Here is a 14,833-nt window from a genome sequence, read left to right as displayed (position 1 = left end):
TGCATCATGACGGGTGTTGATGCCCTGTATTTGGGCCGATTACCAATTTTACGCCACATGGCGTAATTTTGACGAGTTGGTCCCACTGACCGCGTACGCATCATTCGGTTCGCACGCCACTCGCATCACCCATCGAACCACAGCACAGGAGCACGACCTTGAGCCACATTTCCCCCACATCCAGCGACCATCCGCCGGACACCGTGTCCGCGGCGGACAGCGAGGCGCCGGAGACGGAGGGCCAAGGCCCGGACGCAGCCGCGCTGAAGCGCGCAAAGGCGGAGAAGATCGGGCGCTATGTTGCCATGTTCCTCATGCCGCTGTTGATGGTTTCCATGCTGGTTGGCGGTTACCTTGCGGCCATGCATGCGCCCACCCCGCACAACATGCCGATTGCCGTCAGCGGCACGGCCCAGCAGGCCGGCTCCTTCGCCGATTCGATGGAATCCGCTAATCCGGACGCCGTTGACATCCGGCTGGTAGATTCCGAGGAAGAAGCCCGCCAGCTGGTGCTGGACCGCGAGGTATCCGGTGCCGTTTCGCTGGCCGACGGCGGCGCCACCGTGTACACCGCCGGTGCTGCGGGTGCCTCCCAGTCGAGTACCGTCACCGCACTGCTTGCACCGCAGGTTCTGGCCCAGGGCCTGACCCTCACAACGGAAGATCTTGCCCCACTGCCCAACAGCGACATGGCCGGCCTGGGTGCTATGTTCATGACCACCGCCCTGATGCTGGCTGGTTACATGCCGCTGAGCCTGGTCCTCTCCAACTCCCCGGAGCTGCTTCGCTTCCGCCGCTTCGTTCCGCTGTTGGCCGGATGGGCAGCCCTGATCGCCGCGCTGGTGTGGACCGTCGTCGGACCCATCATGGGAGTGGTCCAGGGGCACACCGCCGCGGTGCTGGGCATCTGCTGGCTATCCGTCTTTGCGGTGGGCAGCGTTCAGCTGTTCCTGACCCGCATCCTCGGCCCCATGGCCGTGCTGGCCGGCATGCTGTTCCTGATGGTGCTGGGTGTTCCCGCCTCCAACATGAGCATGTCAGTGCACACCATGCCCGGGCTCTATCCGATCCTGCACGGCTTCCTGCCTGCGGCCGCCACCGGCGAATCACTGCGGTCCGTCCTCTACTTCGAGGGAGTGGGTGCCGGCTCCCACCTGATGGTGCTGGTGATCGGCGCTGTGGCAGCGCTGCTGCTGACTCTTGGCATTGATGCCCTGAAGCGGCGCCGGAAGCCCAACGCCGCACCACCCGAGATCAACGTGGCCTCCCTGCACGGCGGACCCCGCCCGAAGAGCCGCACCTGGCGCTACGTCACCCTGGGCTTCTTCCCGCTGGCCATGGTCTCGATGATGCTCACCATGATGCTCGGTGCCATGTACCAGCCCACGCCGCGGGACATGCCGGTTGCCATTGTTGGAGCCAGCACCGAACAGGCAGAGCAGGCTGTAGCCGGACTCGACGAAAACATGTCGGGCCTGTTTGAGCTGACAGCACTGGATTCTGCGGATGAGGCACGCGAACAGGTGGGGGAACGCACTGTGGTGGCAGCTTACGTGCTGCCCTCCGCTGAGAACCCCACGGCCACCCTCCTGACCAACCAAGCTGCGGGTATGAGCGCCCAGCAGGTGGTCAACCGGGTCTTTGCCCAGGTTTCGGCCGGGCAGCAGATGGAACTGGTCACCGAGGATGTTGCCCCGCTCGCCTCCGAGGACTCCATGGGCATGGCCACCATGTACCTGGCGATGGGCTGGATCATGGCAGGCTTCATGATCATTGTGGTGGGTGCAACGGCCCAGCCCGCAAGCCGTCCGCTGCGCAAACTGCTGCCGATCGTGGCTGCCTGGGCGGTGGGCTTCTCTGCGCTCCTCTGGGTGATTGCCGATGTCTTTGTCGGTGCAATTGACGGGCATTTCTGGCAGCTGTGGGCGGTTGGCGCCGTGGCGATCTTCTGTGTGGCGATGTTTACCGCGGTCTTCGAGCGACTCATCGGCATGCTGGCCATTCTCCCGGTCATCGGCATCCTGATGTTCCTGGGCATACCAGCCTCCGGTGCCGCGATGTCCATCTACATGGAGCCGGAGTTCTTCCGCCTCCTCCATGAGGTCCTGCCGATGCCCGCCGCGGTGGAGTCCATCCGCTCCATCCTGTACTTCGGCGGTGACACTGTCTGGTCGCACCTTTTGACCCTGGGAATCTGGGGAGCCGTCTCCCTGGCGGTGGTGGCGGTCATTGACCGCATCAAGCCGCCGCGCACCGAGTCCTGGCCTGTTGACGGGACTCCGGCAGCTCCGGCCGCGCCTGCAGCGGACAAGGTTGAAGACAAGGAACTCGTGACGGTGTAATCCGTTGCTGGTCGTGCACCGGTGTCGGTGCACAGCAAGAAACCAAGGGCCGCTGCGGATGCAGCGGCCCTTGGTTTCTTGGCGAAAGTGCAGGGACCACCGGGGTGACGCCCGTGCGCCGGAGGCAGCCGCCGTCGTCACCGCGTCTGCCTGTGTCATCATCAGCACCGGTGCGCTGCGGAACGGTGCTCTGCGGAACGGTGCTCTGTGGAACGGTGCTCTGTGGAACGTCGCCCTGCAGCAACGGACGGCTTGCAGCAACGGACGGCGCGACGTGGCGCGTCACAAATCGCGGACAGACGCAGTCAGTGCCAGCATGTTGGAATGCCCGCTAACTCCGCCATCACAGCCCCGAAACCAGATTCCACCGCCGAAGACCGCAGTGCGCGCGTCGCCGTGACGGTCTTTCCCCTGCTGATCCTCGCCGGGGGAGCGGTCGCCCTGTTCTTTCCGGAGCCTTTTACCGGGCTCTCCGCGTTCGTGAATCCGGCGCTGATGCTGATCATGTTCGGCATGGGCCTGACCCTCACCCTGCCGGACTTCGCCTTGGTGATCCGGCAGCCGCTGCCTGTCCTGCTTGGCGTCGTGGCACAGTTTGTGATCATGCCCCTGCTGGGCGCGGGCATTGCCTGGGTTCTGCAGCTAAGCCCTGAACTTGCCGCCGGCGTCATCCTCGTAGGCTGTGCGCCGGGCGGAACCGCGTCCAATGTGGTGGCGTATCTGGCCAAGGGCAACGTGGCTTTGTCCGTGGCCATGACCTCGGTCTCCACTCTGCTGGCGCCGATCTTCACTCCGCTGCTGGCGCTGTGGCTTGCCGGACGGTACATGTCGGTGGACGCAGGTTCCATGGCCGTGTCCATAGTCCAAATTGTGCTGATTCCCGTGGTGCTGGGACTGGTGATCCGCTATGCCGTGCCCAGGCTCGTGGACCGGGTCCTGCCCGTCCTGCCGTGGATCTCCGTCCTGGCCATCACGTTTGTGGTCCTAGCCGTGGTGGCGGGTAGCGCAGCCGCCATCGTCACCGCCGGCTGGCTGATCCTGCTTGCGGTGATTCTGCATAACGGCCTGGGCCTTGGCCTGGGGTATGGTGCCGCGAAATTGTTCCGGCAGCCCATCGCGTCCCGCCGCACCATGGCCGTAGAGGTGGGAATGCAGAACTCAGGTCTGGCCGCCGGCCTGGCCAAGCAGTACTTCACGCCCGAAGCGGCCCTTCCGGCAGCCGTTTTTTCGGTGTGGCACAACGTTTCCGGTGCGCTGATGGCTGCGTTCTTGCGGCGCCGGCCCACGGACTGAGGGCGGGCTACCTTTCCCTGCGCCGCAGCGCTAGTGTGAGGCCGTTCCGGCACTTCGAGGAAAGCAGACACCGTGGGTTCCAAGACCATCGTGATCACTGGCGCGTCCGACGGCGTCGGTGCGGCTGCCGCGCGTCAACTGGTTCGGGCCAGCCACCATGTGGTGGTGGTGGGCCGCTCCCCGGAAAAGACCGCGGCGGTGACGGAGCAGACCGGCGGCTAATACTTCCTGGCGGACTTCGCGGACTTAAACCGGGTCCGCAACCTGGCGTCGGAACTGTTGCAGCGCTATCCGCGCATCGACGTCCCGGCGAACAACGCCGGAGCCATCTTTGGCAAGGAACGGCAGGTCACCAAGGACGGACATGAAATGACCTTTTAGGTAAACTATCTTGCTCCGTTCCTGCTCACCCGGCTACTGACGGACCGGTTGCTGGAGTCCCGGGGAACAGTCATCAACACCTCCAGCGTGGCGAACCGGTTGTTCGGGCACGTGGAGCTGGATGACCTGGAGCAGGAGAAGGACTACAAGCCGCGGAAAGCCTACGGCGATAGCAAGCTTGAGCAGATCCTGTTCACGGAGGAATTCGATCGCCGCTACCGTTCCCACAGCGCCACATCCACCGCCTTCCATCCAGGCACCGTAGCGTCCGGTTTTTCCAGTGCTCCGGGCTCGGCCATGCACGTGGTCTATTCCACTCCGCTCCGGCACCTGTTCCTCACCAGCCCCAAAAAGGGTGCCCGAACCCTGGTCTTCCTGGCCGGAGGAACCCCCGGGGCGGACTATCCCACCGGCAAGTACTTTGAGCGGTGCAAGGTGGCCCGCCCCCACCGCCAAGCTGCTGACGGAGCACTGGCCCTGGGGCTGTGGAACCGTTCGGTGGCGATGCTGGAGTCCTGACAAGGGGGCGGTTGGAACAGTGGAGCCGGCGTTGCTCCCAGATTGGCCGGTTCCTCTGTCCGGGAAGCCGTGGCCGGGTGTATCCATTGACTGTTGGTGTTGCAAAACCTGCAAGCAACAGCGTGGGGGATGAGCGAGAAAAGGTTGTATCTCCCGCAGATTCACCAAGCACAGGAGTCCGCCATAACCAGCGAGCCTGAATCCACACACCCCGAAAGAGCCACACCAGCAGAGGTCCCCACACCAGCAGAGGTCCCCACACCCGAAGAGGCTGAAAAGCACGGCGGCTCCACTGCCGCCGATGCCATTGCCGGGCCGGGATCCGCCCACGGCGGCAAGAAGCTCCGAAACCGCCATGTCACGATGATTACGCTGGGCGGAATCATCGGCGCGAGTTTGTTTGTGGGCTCGGCCAACATCATCCGCAACACGGGCCCCGCGGCCGTTCTCTCCTACGCGCTCGGCGGGCTGCTGGTTTTTCTTGCGATGCGGATGCTTGGCGAAATGGCAGCGGCCCGGCCCGCAGTGGGTTCCTTCATGGAATACGCTCGCGTGGGACTGGGCAACTGGGCAGCCTACATTGTTGGTTGGCTGTACTGGTACTTCTGGGTAGGCGTGATCGCCTACGAGTCAGTGGTTGGCGGAGGCATGCTCCACAACTGGTTCCCTGCTCTGCCGGCCTGGACGGGTTCCCTGGTGCTGCTGACAATTTTCGTCTGCAGCAACCTGATTTCGCTGCGGACTTTCGGGGAAACAGAATTTTGGCTCGCAAGCATCAAAGTGCTGGCCATCGTGGTGTTCCTCATTGCCGGTGTCCTGTACATCCTCGGTCTCCTGCCCAACGCCACCCTCTCTGTCTCTAACTTGTGGGCGCACGGCGGCTTCATGCCCAATGGCTTCAGCGCAGTCCTAGCCAGCGTCGCGCTGGTCTTGTTCTCATACTTCGGTACGGAAATTGCCGTTATGGCGGCGGCGGAGTCAGAACACCCCGCTGAGGGCATCCGGCGGGCCTCCAACACGGTCATTTGGCGGGTAATGCTCTTTTACGTTGGAGCGATCCTTGTCATCGTCACGATAGTTCCGTGGAACCAGCTCCCCGATGCCGCCGTTATGGCGCCGTTCACCTACGTCTTTAATATGTTCGGTCTGCCGGGAGCAGAGACCATCATGGGTCTTGTCATCTTTACGGCGGTCCTGTCGGTGCTCAATTCCGGCAACTACTCGGCGTCAAGAATGTTCGCTGCCCTGGCCGAGCAACGGCTGGCGCCGAAAATCATCGCTGTACGCAAAAAGCGGGGTGTCCCGGTGATTGCGGTCATCGCTTCCACAATTGGCGGCCTCATTGCCACCCTGGTGAACTTCATTGCGCCGGGCTCGGGCATCTATGAGTTCATCATGAATTCAACCGGATTGGTGGCCCTCTTTGTCTATGTCTTCATTGCGGTCACCCAGTGGCGGCTGAGGATCAAGATGTCCCCTGAAGAACGGTCCTCCCTCCAGCTTCGGGTCTGGCTGTTCCCGTGGCTGAACATTGTCCTGATTCTGGGTGCAGTCGGAATTGTCACCATCATGATGTTCACCGAGAGCGGGCGAACCCAGGTCTACACAAGCTTTCTGGCGGCCGGGGCGCTGGTGCTGTTCTGGCCGGTGGTCCGGAAGACTCTGGCCCTGCAGAAAGCAAAAGTGACGCAGATCCGGCCCGCTCCCGGATTGGCGTAGGGTGCGGATCTGCCGGCCTCCACACCGGGTGTCCTGGGCGTGGCGGTAGTTGCATCGACTTCACGGGCGGCTACGGTATGACGTACATCACACCGGCAACCCGTAGCAGTGCGGGCAGCCCCGCCCATCTGCAGGAGCATACGTGACCGTTGTCAGCCTGGAACCATCACTGATCCTCGACACCACCGGCCCTTGCCGGGTTCATCTGCGCAGCGGGGGTGTATCAGTCCTTGTGGACCTCTCCGGCAGCCAACTGCCGTCAGTGGTGCATTGGGGTGGCGAGCTGCCCGGCCTCGGGGTGGAAGAGGCCGCCATGCTGGCGGTTGCTGCTGTTCCGCACCAATCTGCCAACAGCCTGGATGTTCCCGTCCGGGCGGATATGCTCGGTTCGCTCCACGCAGGCTGGACGGGGCGCCCGGGTTTGGCAGGGGACCGAAACGGCACGGCGTGGACCCCGCAGTTCACCGTTACCCGTGTGGACCTTGGGGTGCTGGCGGAGCAGGACGCAGTGACAGAAGGAACGCTGACCACCTCCGGCGCGGCCCGGCTGACCGTGATAGCTGCAGACAATGAATCCGGCCTGGAACTGGCGATCGAGCTGGAGCTGGCGCCGTCCGGGCTGCTGCGCACCCGTGCCCGGCTGACAAACGAGGCTGAAGGGAGCTACCGGGTGCAGGAACTGGGGCTCATTTTCCCCCTGCCCTCGCGTGCCCGGGAAATCCTGGACTTTGCCGGACATTGGGGCGGGGAACGTGTACCCCAGCGCACGGCACTGCCGGTAGGTGTCCATCTGCGCGAGGGACGCAAAGGCCGCACAGGGGCTGATGCCGCCTACGTCCTGTCAGCAGGCGAGCCCGGTTTCGGCTTCGCCGACGGCCAGGTGTGGGGAATGCATGTAGGTTTTTCGGGCAACCACCGTGCCTGGGCGGAGCGGTTGTCCAACGGGCTGCAGGTACTTGGCGGCTCCGAGCTGCTCCTGCCCGGAGAAGTGGCGCTTGAAAGCGGGGAGAGTTACTCCTCTCCCTGGCTGTACGGCGTCTGGGGAAACGGGCTTGATGATCAGGCGCGTCGTCTGCATGCCTGGCTTCGCGCCCGTCCGCAACACCCCACCCGGCCCCGGCCGGTCACCCTGAACGTATGGGAGGCCGTGTATTTCGACCACCGGCTCAGCCGGCTCACTGAATTGGCCGACCGCGCAGCGGAAGTCGGCGTCGAACGGTTTGTGCTCGACGACGGCTGGTTTGGCTCCCGCCGCGATGACACCTCGGGACTGGGGGACTGGGTGGTCTCCTCGGAGGTGTGGCCTGACGGCCTGGACCCGCTGATCAACCACGTCCGTTCCCGGGGAATGGAATTTGGTCTGTGGTTTGAGCCCGAAATGGTTAACCCGGATTCAGAGGTGGCCCGCGCCCATCCGGAATGGATCATGGCACCGGCGGGGCGGCTGCCGGTGGAATCCCGGCAGCAGCAGGTACTCAACATTGGTATGCCCGGAGCCTACGAGCATGTGCGCAACCAAATGGTTGCCCTGCTGGAACGCTATCCGATCGCCTATATCAAATGGGACCACAACCGGGACCTGACCGAGGCCGGGACACAGCCCGACGGGCGGCCCGGTGTCCACACCCAGACACTGGCTGCCTACCGCCTGATGGCCGAACTGAAGGAGCGCTTTCCGGCATTGGAAATCGAGTCCTGCTCCTCCGGCGGTGCCCGCGTGGATCTGGGCGTGCTGGAACACACCGACAGGGTCTGGACCTCGGACTGTATTGACCCGCTTGAGCGGCAGCGGATGCACCGCTGGACGCAGCAGCTGATCCCGCCGGAACTGATGGGGTCCCACATCGCCTCGCTGCGTTCGCACACCACTGGCCGGATGCACACGCTTCACTTTCGGGCGGGCACCGCCGTCTGGGGACATCTGGGCATTGAGTGGGATCTTACGGAGGCCACCGCACAGGAGGCCGGCGAACTGACCCAGTGGGTGGCGTTCTACAAGGACCACCGGGGGCTGCTGCACACCGGAAACATGGTGCGCCTGGACTCGTTTGACCCGTCTCTGCAGATCCACGGGGTGGTGGATCAGGATGGCAGCCAGGCAATGTTCGCCGTCGTTCGCACTGCTGTTTCGGACGTAGAACCGCTGGGCAGGTTCCAGCTCCGCGGCCTGGACCCGGAAGGGACCTACCGGCTCCGCGATGTAACCCCGGGACCCGCTCCGCGCGGCTTCGCGCCGCCGCCGTGGTGGCCGGGCAGCGACGGAGCCGTGCTCACCGGGCGGGCACTGGAACAGGTTGGCGTCCATGTTCCAGGCCTGCACCCCGATGAGATGCGCATGCTCCACCTCCAGGCTCTCTCCCCAGCTGCGGACCAGGGCTGAGGCAAGGCCATGGCAACCACCACACCGCTGCAACGGAGCAGCACAGTTCAAGCACCGGCAAAACCGCGAACACGTTCCCGCCAGGACACCGACCCAGTCCTCACCCCTGCGCGGGCTGGTGCTGGGCCCCTACCTGGTAGCCAAGGTTGTGGCGGCGATCGTCTGGCTGTGGATCCCTTTGAAACGGAAGAATGAGCGCGGCCTTGTCAGCCTGAGGCAAGCCGGCGTGCGGAGTTCTCGTCCAGGATCAGGTCCGTCACCAGACCTGCGCGCAGGGCACCCAGGAGGCTGGTGGTCTTTGTCTCTCCGGCCACTACGCAGATCCGGCGCGGTACCTGCCGCAGCTGCTCCAAATCCGGACCGGTGCTGCGTTCGTTGAGCCGGATTCCGTCCCAGGTTCCGTCGGCACGGTAGAACATGGTGGCGACGTCGCCCACCACCTCCTCGGCCATCAGGTCATCCAAGTCCTCTTCATCCAGGTAAGCACCGTTGTAGACGTGGCTGGGGACGCCGGCTTTGATTGACCCGACACCAAAAATGGCGGTGTTCATCCGGGCCTGTAGATCCAGGACGCGCTTCACCGGACGTTCCCGCCACATGGCTTCCTTGGTTTCGGTGTGGTCAAAGAAAGCGGGTACCGGGAACTGGACCACGCGGGCGCCGTAGGCATGGCCGAAGCGCTGCAGGATTTCACTGGCATAGGTGATGCCTGAGGTGCGGAAGTTGCCGGCACCGTTCATCTGCACAATCGTGCTGTCGTGCGTGTTCTTCACCGAGAGGTGCTGGCTCACGGCGCTGAGCGTAGAGCCCCAGGCGACGCCTACTACGGCATCGGAATCGATGAGCGGGCCAATGAGGTGTGCGGCCTGCACAGCCACGCGCTGGAGCGTCTGGGAGGGCGAGACGCCTTCAACCACCGGAACCACCTTGGCGTGGATCCCAAAACGCGAGCTGATTTCCTTCTCCATCGCCGGGGCGCGGTCGGAGGCACTCTTGATCCGAATTTCCACCAGGCCGGTAGCACGTGCGTGGGAGAGCAGCCGCGACACCGTGGAGCGTGAAATCCGCAGTTCCCGGGCGATCGCTTCCATGGTCAGGTTCTGTAGGTAGTACATCTGAGCGGCCCGGAGGGCATCCCGGTTCCGGCCTTCTGTCTCTGACACAGCTGGGCCTTCCCCGGCCCTCACCGGAAGCCGTTTGGTGACACCATTGTTCACTTGCTGCCCGCCAACACTGCTTGGATCTCCATGATTCCATTATGGCAGGGTGCACGTTTGTGCATCGGGTCGATTCCGGGCCCTGAAGGCTCCGAACATAGTGAGATATGGCAAAGCCGCCACAGAAGCGTTTGGAGATAGTCGTGGACAATTCCGTGAATCCCGCTAAGGGAAAGACCGCCACCCGTCCGGTGGTTCAGCAGTTGAAGGACCGCCCCCGGGCCTCGGTGCTGATCGTCGGCGGTGGCATCAATGGCGTAGGCACCTTCCGTGACCTGTCGCTGCAGGGAGTGGACGTAGCCCTCGTGGAGCGCGGCGACTACTGCCAGGGCGCCTCGGGCGCTTCCTCGCATATGATCCACGGCGGCATCCGCTACCTGGAAAACGGTGAGTTCCGTCTGGTGCACGAGTCCGTCGTCGAGCGCAATGCGCTGCTCCGTCTGGCTCCGCACTACGTGAAGCCGCTGCAGACCACCATCCCGATCACCAGCACGTTCTCGGGCATCACCGCAGCTCCGATGCGCTTCCTGACGCACAAGCCGGGCAAGCCGAACGAGCGCGGCGCCCTGCTGATCAAGGCCGGCCTCGTGATGTATGACTTCTTCTCCCGCGGCGGACGTGTGGCCCCCCGCCACAACTTTGTAGGTAAGAAGAAGTCCCTGCAGGAACTTCCCAAGCTGCGCTCCGACGTCAAGTACACCGCAACCTACTTCGATGCCTCCGTCCACAACCCGGAGCGTCTGACCCTGGACGTGCTGCGTGACGGCCTCGAAGCCAACCCGCAGTCCCGCGCCAGCAACTACGTTTCCGCCGTGGGCACCACGGACGCCGGCACGATGCTGCGCGACGAGCTGACGGGCGAAGAGTTCCTGTTCGAAGCCGACGTCGTTATCAACGCCACCGGCGCCTGGGTGGACGAGACCAACGACTCCTTCGGCAAGCGCACCTCCTTCATGGGCGGCACCAAGGGCTCACACATTGTCCTGGACCATCCGGAACTGCTGGAGGCCTGCAACGGCCGCGAACTGTTCTTTGAGCACACCGACGGCCGCATCGTCCTCATCTACCCGATGGGTGACCGCGTTCTGGTGGGCACCACGGACATCGACGCGGACATCAACGAGGCTTCGGTCTGCACCGACGAGGAAATCGAGTACTTCTTCGAACTCGTTGCCCACGTGTTCCCGACCATCGACGTGCGTCGGGACCATATTGTCTACACCTTCTCCGGTGTTCGCCCGCTGCCCAAGCACGATGACACGCAGCCCGGCTTTGTGTCCCGTGACTACCGGATCGAAAAGCGCATCGACCGCCGCGCCGGCAAGAACGTCACCACTCTGTCCCTGGTGGGCGGCAAATGGACCACGTTCCGAGCCCTCTCCGAGAACCTCGCGTCCGAGGCCATGACCGCTCTGGGCATGCCGCGGAAGACGACGACGTCGGAGCTTCAGATCGGCGGCGGCAAGGGCTTCCCAAGCACCGAGGCCGAGGAGCGCCTGTGGGTCAACCGGACCGCCAACGAGGTTGCCGACCGCGACCGCGTCCGCGTGCTGCTGACCCGTTACGGCACCCGCGCCACGGATGTCCTGGAGTTCCTGGCCCAGGGTGGAGACCAGCTGCTGGCTTCCACCAACGAGCTGAGCACCCGCGAGCTGACCTATATGGTGGAGAACGAGCAGATTACCCGTCTGGCCGATATTCTGATCCGCCGCACCTCACTGGCCTTCCGCGGCCTGGTGACCGAGGAGATGCTCAATGAGCTGGCCGGTCTGCTGGCTCCGCAGCTGGGCTGGGACGAGGCGGAAGCACACCGCCAGGTTCAGTCCGCACGCGACCTGCTCGTGAACATGCATGGCATGAAGATTGGTGCTTCGGTAGCCTAGGCTCCGGCGCCCCGGAAATACAGCGACAAACGGAGGGCGGGCACCATACGGTGCCCGCCCTCCGGCGTATCAGCTGCCGGCCGGCTCCGGGGAGACCTGGTCGGTGCCGGCGCCTCCCACCGCGTTCCTTGCGGCAAGAATGTGGGAGCGCATGATGGACTCAGCCCATTCAGCGTCGCGCGTCCGTGCTGCCAGGACCAGTTCAGCGTGGTGGTGCATGCTGCGCCGTAGGGCATCGGGACTGTAATTCCGGAAAGTATGGGCGACGACGGCGGGCCGCATCAGCGTGCGCAGGGTGGAGGCAAAATGGCCGTTGCCGCATCTTTCAATGAAGACTTCATGGAAGTCCTTGTTTAGGGCGCCCAGCCCACTGGTGGTTCCAGACGCCACCGCCTCCTCCATCGCGGCCGTCAGATCTGCCAGCCGATCGACGTCGTTCTCCGTGAGTCGGGGAACGGCCAGTAGTGTGGCATGCGGCTCAAAGACAGCCCGCGCCTGGTACAGCCCGGCCAGGTCCTCCGGGGTGAAGGAGACTACACGGGCGCCCTTATTGCGGCTGATCTCCACCACGCCTTCGGCGGCGAGCCGCTTCAGCGCTTCGCGGATGGGGGTGCGGCTCACGCCTACACGCTCCGCCAGGTTCTTCTCCCGCAGCCAGGACCCCGGGGCCACATCACCCGAAGCGATCAGCGCATGCACCTGCTCATACGCGCTTTCATCACTTCCGGGCAGGCCCGCGACGGCGGCAGGTGAGATCGATTCCATGACTGCCAGCCTATTCCTTCCGTTGGGTCGGCCGCCTCAGGTGCGGGCCGGCCAGCTCGCCGCTGCCAGATCGGACCTTGTCCCGCCGCGCGTGACGAATGAGGCTGAGGGGCGGCCCGTGAGTTCCACCATGCGGTCAGTGACCTTCCGGTACTTCGCCAGATCGATTCCGGTCTCGATTCCCAGGCCATCGCAAAGGTGCACAAGGTCCTCCAGCGCGGCGTTTCCCAGGACCGACGGATCGCCGGGAAACCACAGGTCACCGCCCAGCCCGCCAAACGAACCCTCCAGCCAGGAAGCGCCGGCGAGCATGGAGGCAAGGGCGTTGGCCGGGGCAAAGCCGTTCCGGTTGTGTAGATGGACGCCCACGTCAAGGTCGGGGTAAAGATCCCGGACCTCGCTGATCCCGTCATACATTTCACCGGGATGTTCTTCGCCGGAGGTGGCCGCAAGATACAGGCCGGCGGCCCCGGCCTGCACAGCGGCGTGGACAACGCGCAGCCGTTCAGCCCGCGTTACCGGCCCCCGGGCAGGGGCAAAGAAGGCGCAGGCCACCGCAACCACGAGCCGTAGTCCTGATGCCTCCGCCAGCTTCCCGATCTCCTCAAGGTCTGCCAGCATCTGCTCCACGCTTCGCCGCTGGTTGCGCCGGCTCACCTCTTCATCTGCGGAAACCACCACGGCAAGTTCGTCCAGTCCGCAGTCAGCCGCCCGCCGGGCACCCAACAGGTTCGGGGCAAGCCCGCGGTACCGGACTCCCGGCACCCTGGGCACGGCGGCCATGACATCGGCTGCGTCTGCGAGCTGGGGCAGCACCCTGGGGGAGGCAAAGGAGACGGCTTCGATTTCCCGGACCCCGGCCTCGATGAGCAGGTGCACCACCTCAACCTTGTCCTCGGTGCGGACGGGCGCGGGAACGGATTGGAGGCCGTCGCGCAGGCCCACTTCAACCAGGCGGATGGCGTCCGGCAACCCCGGAATGCTCAACTCAGCCCCCGCTCACGCAGTGCAGCCAGGTCCCCGGCGCTGACACCGATTTCCGCAAGGACCTCCTCGGTGTGCTGCCCCAGGGCGGGCCCGGGCCAACGGACGGTGCCGGTGGTGCGGCTCAGTCTGGGAAAGACATTCTGCATGGACACCCCGCCAAGGACCGGATGCTCAACGGTGACAATGGAGGAGCGGGCCAGATACTGCGGGTCCGTGAACATATCAGCGGGCCGGAAGATTCGTCCCGCCGGAACGCCGTGCTCCGCCAGCAGTGCCTCCAGTTCATCACTGCTCCGGGTGGAGGTGTACTCGGCAATGATGTTGTCCAGGGCCGCCTGGCGTTTCCCCCGGGCGCCGTGCGTGGCGTAGTCGGGATCCTCCGCCAGCTCCGGCTGTCCCATGAGCCGGGCCAGCCGGGTAAAGACGGTGTCCTGGTTGGCTGCAATGAGGATCCAGTCACCCTCCTTGGTGGGGTAGACGTTGCTGGGTGCCACATTGGGAAGAACGGCTCCCGTACGTTCGCGCTGATAGCCGGCGATCTGCCATTCGGGCACCAGGGATTCCATCACGCCCAGGACGGCTTCGTAAATGGAGGAATCCACAATCTGGCCCCGTCCGCTGACCTCCCTTTCGCGCAGGGCTGCCAGCGCGCCAATGGTGGCGAACAGTGCCGCCAGCGTGTCACCAATGGAAATACCCACCCGCGACGGCGGTGTGGAGGGATCTCCCACCACGTACCGGAGTCCGCCCATTGCTTCGCCAATGGCGCCGTAGCCCGCGCGCTGGGAGTAGGGGCCGTCCTGCCCAAAGCCGGACACGCGCACCATGATCAGCCCGGGGTTGGTCGCCTGAAGATCCTCATAGCCCAGCCCCCAGCGTTCCATGGTCCCTGGGCGGAAGTTCTCCACCACAATGTCAGCGGATGACATCAGCTTCCGGGCCAGCTCCTGGCCCTCACTTTCGCGGAGATTGAGGGTCACGGATTTCTTGTTCCGTCCCACGACGGACCACCAGAGCGACTGTCCCTGGGGGAGGTCACGCCCCCATTGGCGCAGCGGATCACCCTTTTGGGGGTCTTCGATCTTGATGACATCGGCACCCATATCTCCGAGCATCTGTCCGCAGAAGGGACCTGCCAGCAACTGGCCCACCTCCACGACCCGCAGCCCGACCAAAGGTCCCAAGGCCACCTGCTCTGAATGCTGCTTTGCCATGCCGTATCTCCTCAGGAACGCGCCGGGAACTCCGTTGCTCCCAAAAAGCGGGGAATCGAAGTTGCATACAACTTTCCAGCTGCGTGACGGGCAGTCAAGGGCGGTCGCCGGGTTTTTTCAAAGACTGTATGCA

At 64.2% G+C, this 14,833-nt stretch carries 11 protein-coding genes; 7 read left to right on the top strand and 4 right to left on the bottom strand.

What is annotated here, in order from left to right; genetic code table 11:
- Positions 1-158 precede the first annotated feature (158 nt).
- The 6 genes from ABIB35_RS05260 to ABIB35_RS05235 all read left to right on the top strand — a co-directional run bounded on the left by ABIB35_RS05260 (position 159) and on the right by ABIB35_RS05235 (position 8,634).
- Positions 159-2,342, top strand: coding sequence for an ABC transporter permease (locus tag ABIB35_RS05260; protein ID WP_354179484.1), 2,184 nt, complete (start codon positions 159-161; stop codon positions 2,340-2,342).
- 324 nt (positions 2,343-2,666) lie between these two features.
- Entirely contained in the window at positions 2,667-3,635 is a 969-nt protein-coding gene (locus tag ABIB35_RS05255) for a bile acid:sodium symporter family protein (protein WP_354179483.1), read from the top strand.
- 72 nt (positions 3,636-3,707) lie between these two features.
- The gene (locus ABIB35_RS05250) at positions 3,708-3,857 is read left to right on the top strand and encodes an SDR family NAD(P)-dependent oxidoreductase (protein ID WP_354179481.1); all 150 of its coding nucleotides are present in this window, start codon (positions 3,708-3,710) and stop codon (positions 3,855-3,857) included.
- 207 nt (positions 3,858-4,064) lie between these two features.
- A complete protein-coding gene (locus ABIB35_RS05245; protein ID WP_354179479.1) occupies positions 4,065-4,535 on the top strand; it encodes a Rossmann-fold NAD(P)-binding domain-containing protein in 471 nt (156 codons plus the stop codon).
- Between the two features lie 129 nt (positions 4,536-4,664).
- Positions 4,665-6,254, top strand: a complete 1,590-nt coding sequence (locus tag ABIB35_RS05240; protein WP_354179477.1) for an amino acid permease — start codon at positions 4,665-4,667, stop codon at positions 6,252-6,254.
- 142 nt (positions 6,255-6,396) lie between these two features.
- Positions 6,397-8,634: an alpha-galactosidase gene (locus ABIB35_RS05235; protein WP_354179476.1), complete on the top strand. Its 2,238-nt coding sequence runs from the start codon at positions 6,397-6,399 to the stop codon at positions 8,632-8,634.
- Positions 8,635-8,840: 206 nt separating this feature from the next.
- On the opposite strand, the gene ABIB35_RS05230 is transcribed toward ABIB35_RS05235, so the two are convergent.
- The gene (locus ABIB35_RS05230) at positions 8,841-9,749 is read right to left on the bottom strand and encodes a sugar-binding transcriptional regulator (protein ID WP_354179564.1); all 909 of its coding nucleotides are present in this window, start codon (positions 9,747-9,749) and stop codon (positions 8,841-8,843) included.
- Between the two features lie 209 nt (positions 9,750-9,958).
- Here ABIB35_RS05230 and ABIB35_RS05225 point away from each other — a divergent pair, with 209 nt between their 5' ends.
- Positions 9,959-11,734, top strand: a complete 1,776-nt coding sequence (locus ABIB35_RS05225; RefSeq protein WP_502915731.1) for a glycerol-3-phosphate dehydrogenase/oxidase — start codon at positions 9,959-9,961, stop codon at positions 11,732-11,734.
- A gap of 69 nt (positions 11,735-11,803) precedes the next feature.
- Here the strand turns inward: ABIB35_RS05225 and ABIB35_RS05220 are convergent, their stop codons facing one another.
- Genes ABIB35_RS05220 through ABIB35_RS05210 form a run of 3 tightly spaced genes read right to left on the bottom strand, consistent with a single transcriptional unit; the run spans position 11,804 to position 14,700 of the window.
- Positions 11,804-12,499, bottom strand: a complete 696-nt coding sequence (locus ABIB35_RS05220; RefSeq protein WP_354179473.1) for a GntR family transcriptional regulator — start codon at positions 12,497-12,499, stop codon at positions 11,804-11,806.
- Between the two features lie 36 nt (positions 12,500-12,535).
- The gene (locus tag ABIB35_RS05215; protein WP_354179472.1) at positions 12,536-13,486 is read right to left on the bottom strand and encodes a hydroxymethylglutaryl-CoA lyase-like TIM-barrel protein; all 951 of its coding nucleotides are present in this window, start codon (positions 13,484-13,486) and stop codon (positions 12,536-12,538) included.
- Positions 13,483-14,700: a CaiB/BaiF CoA transferase family protein gene (locus ABIB35_RS05210; protein ID WP_354179470.1), complete on the bottom strand. Its 1,218-nt coding sequence runs from the start codon at positions 14,698-14,700 to the stop codon at positions 13,483-13,485. The genes ABIB35_RS05215 and ABIB35_RS05210 overlap by 4 nt, the downstream gene beginning before the upstream one ends.
- Positions 14,701-14,833 lie beyond the last annotated feature (133 nt).

Origin of the sequence: Arthrobacter sp. UYP6 (assembly GCF_040547315.1) — a bacterium.
Taxonomy (GTDB): domain Bacteria; phylum Actinomycetota; class Actinomycetes; order Actinomycetales; family Micrococcaceae; genus Arthrobacter_B.
The sequence above is the reverse complement of the archived record's forward strand: the minus strand, read 5'-3'. Positions and strand labels throughout refer to the sequence as shown.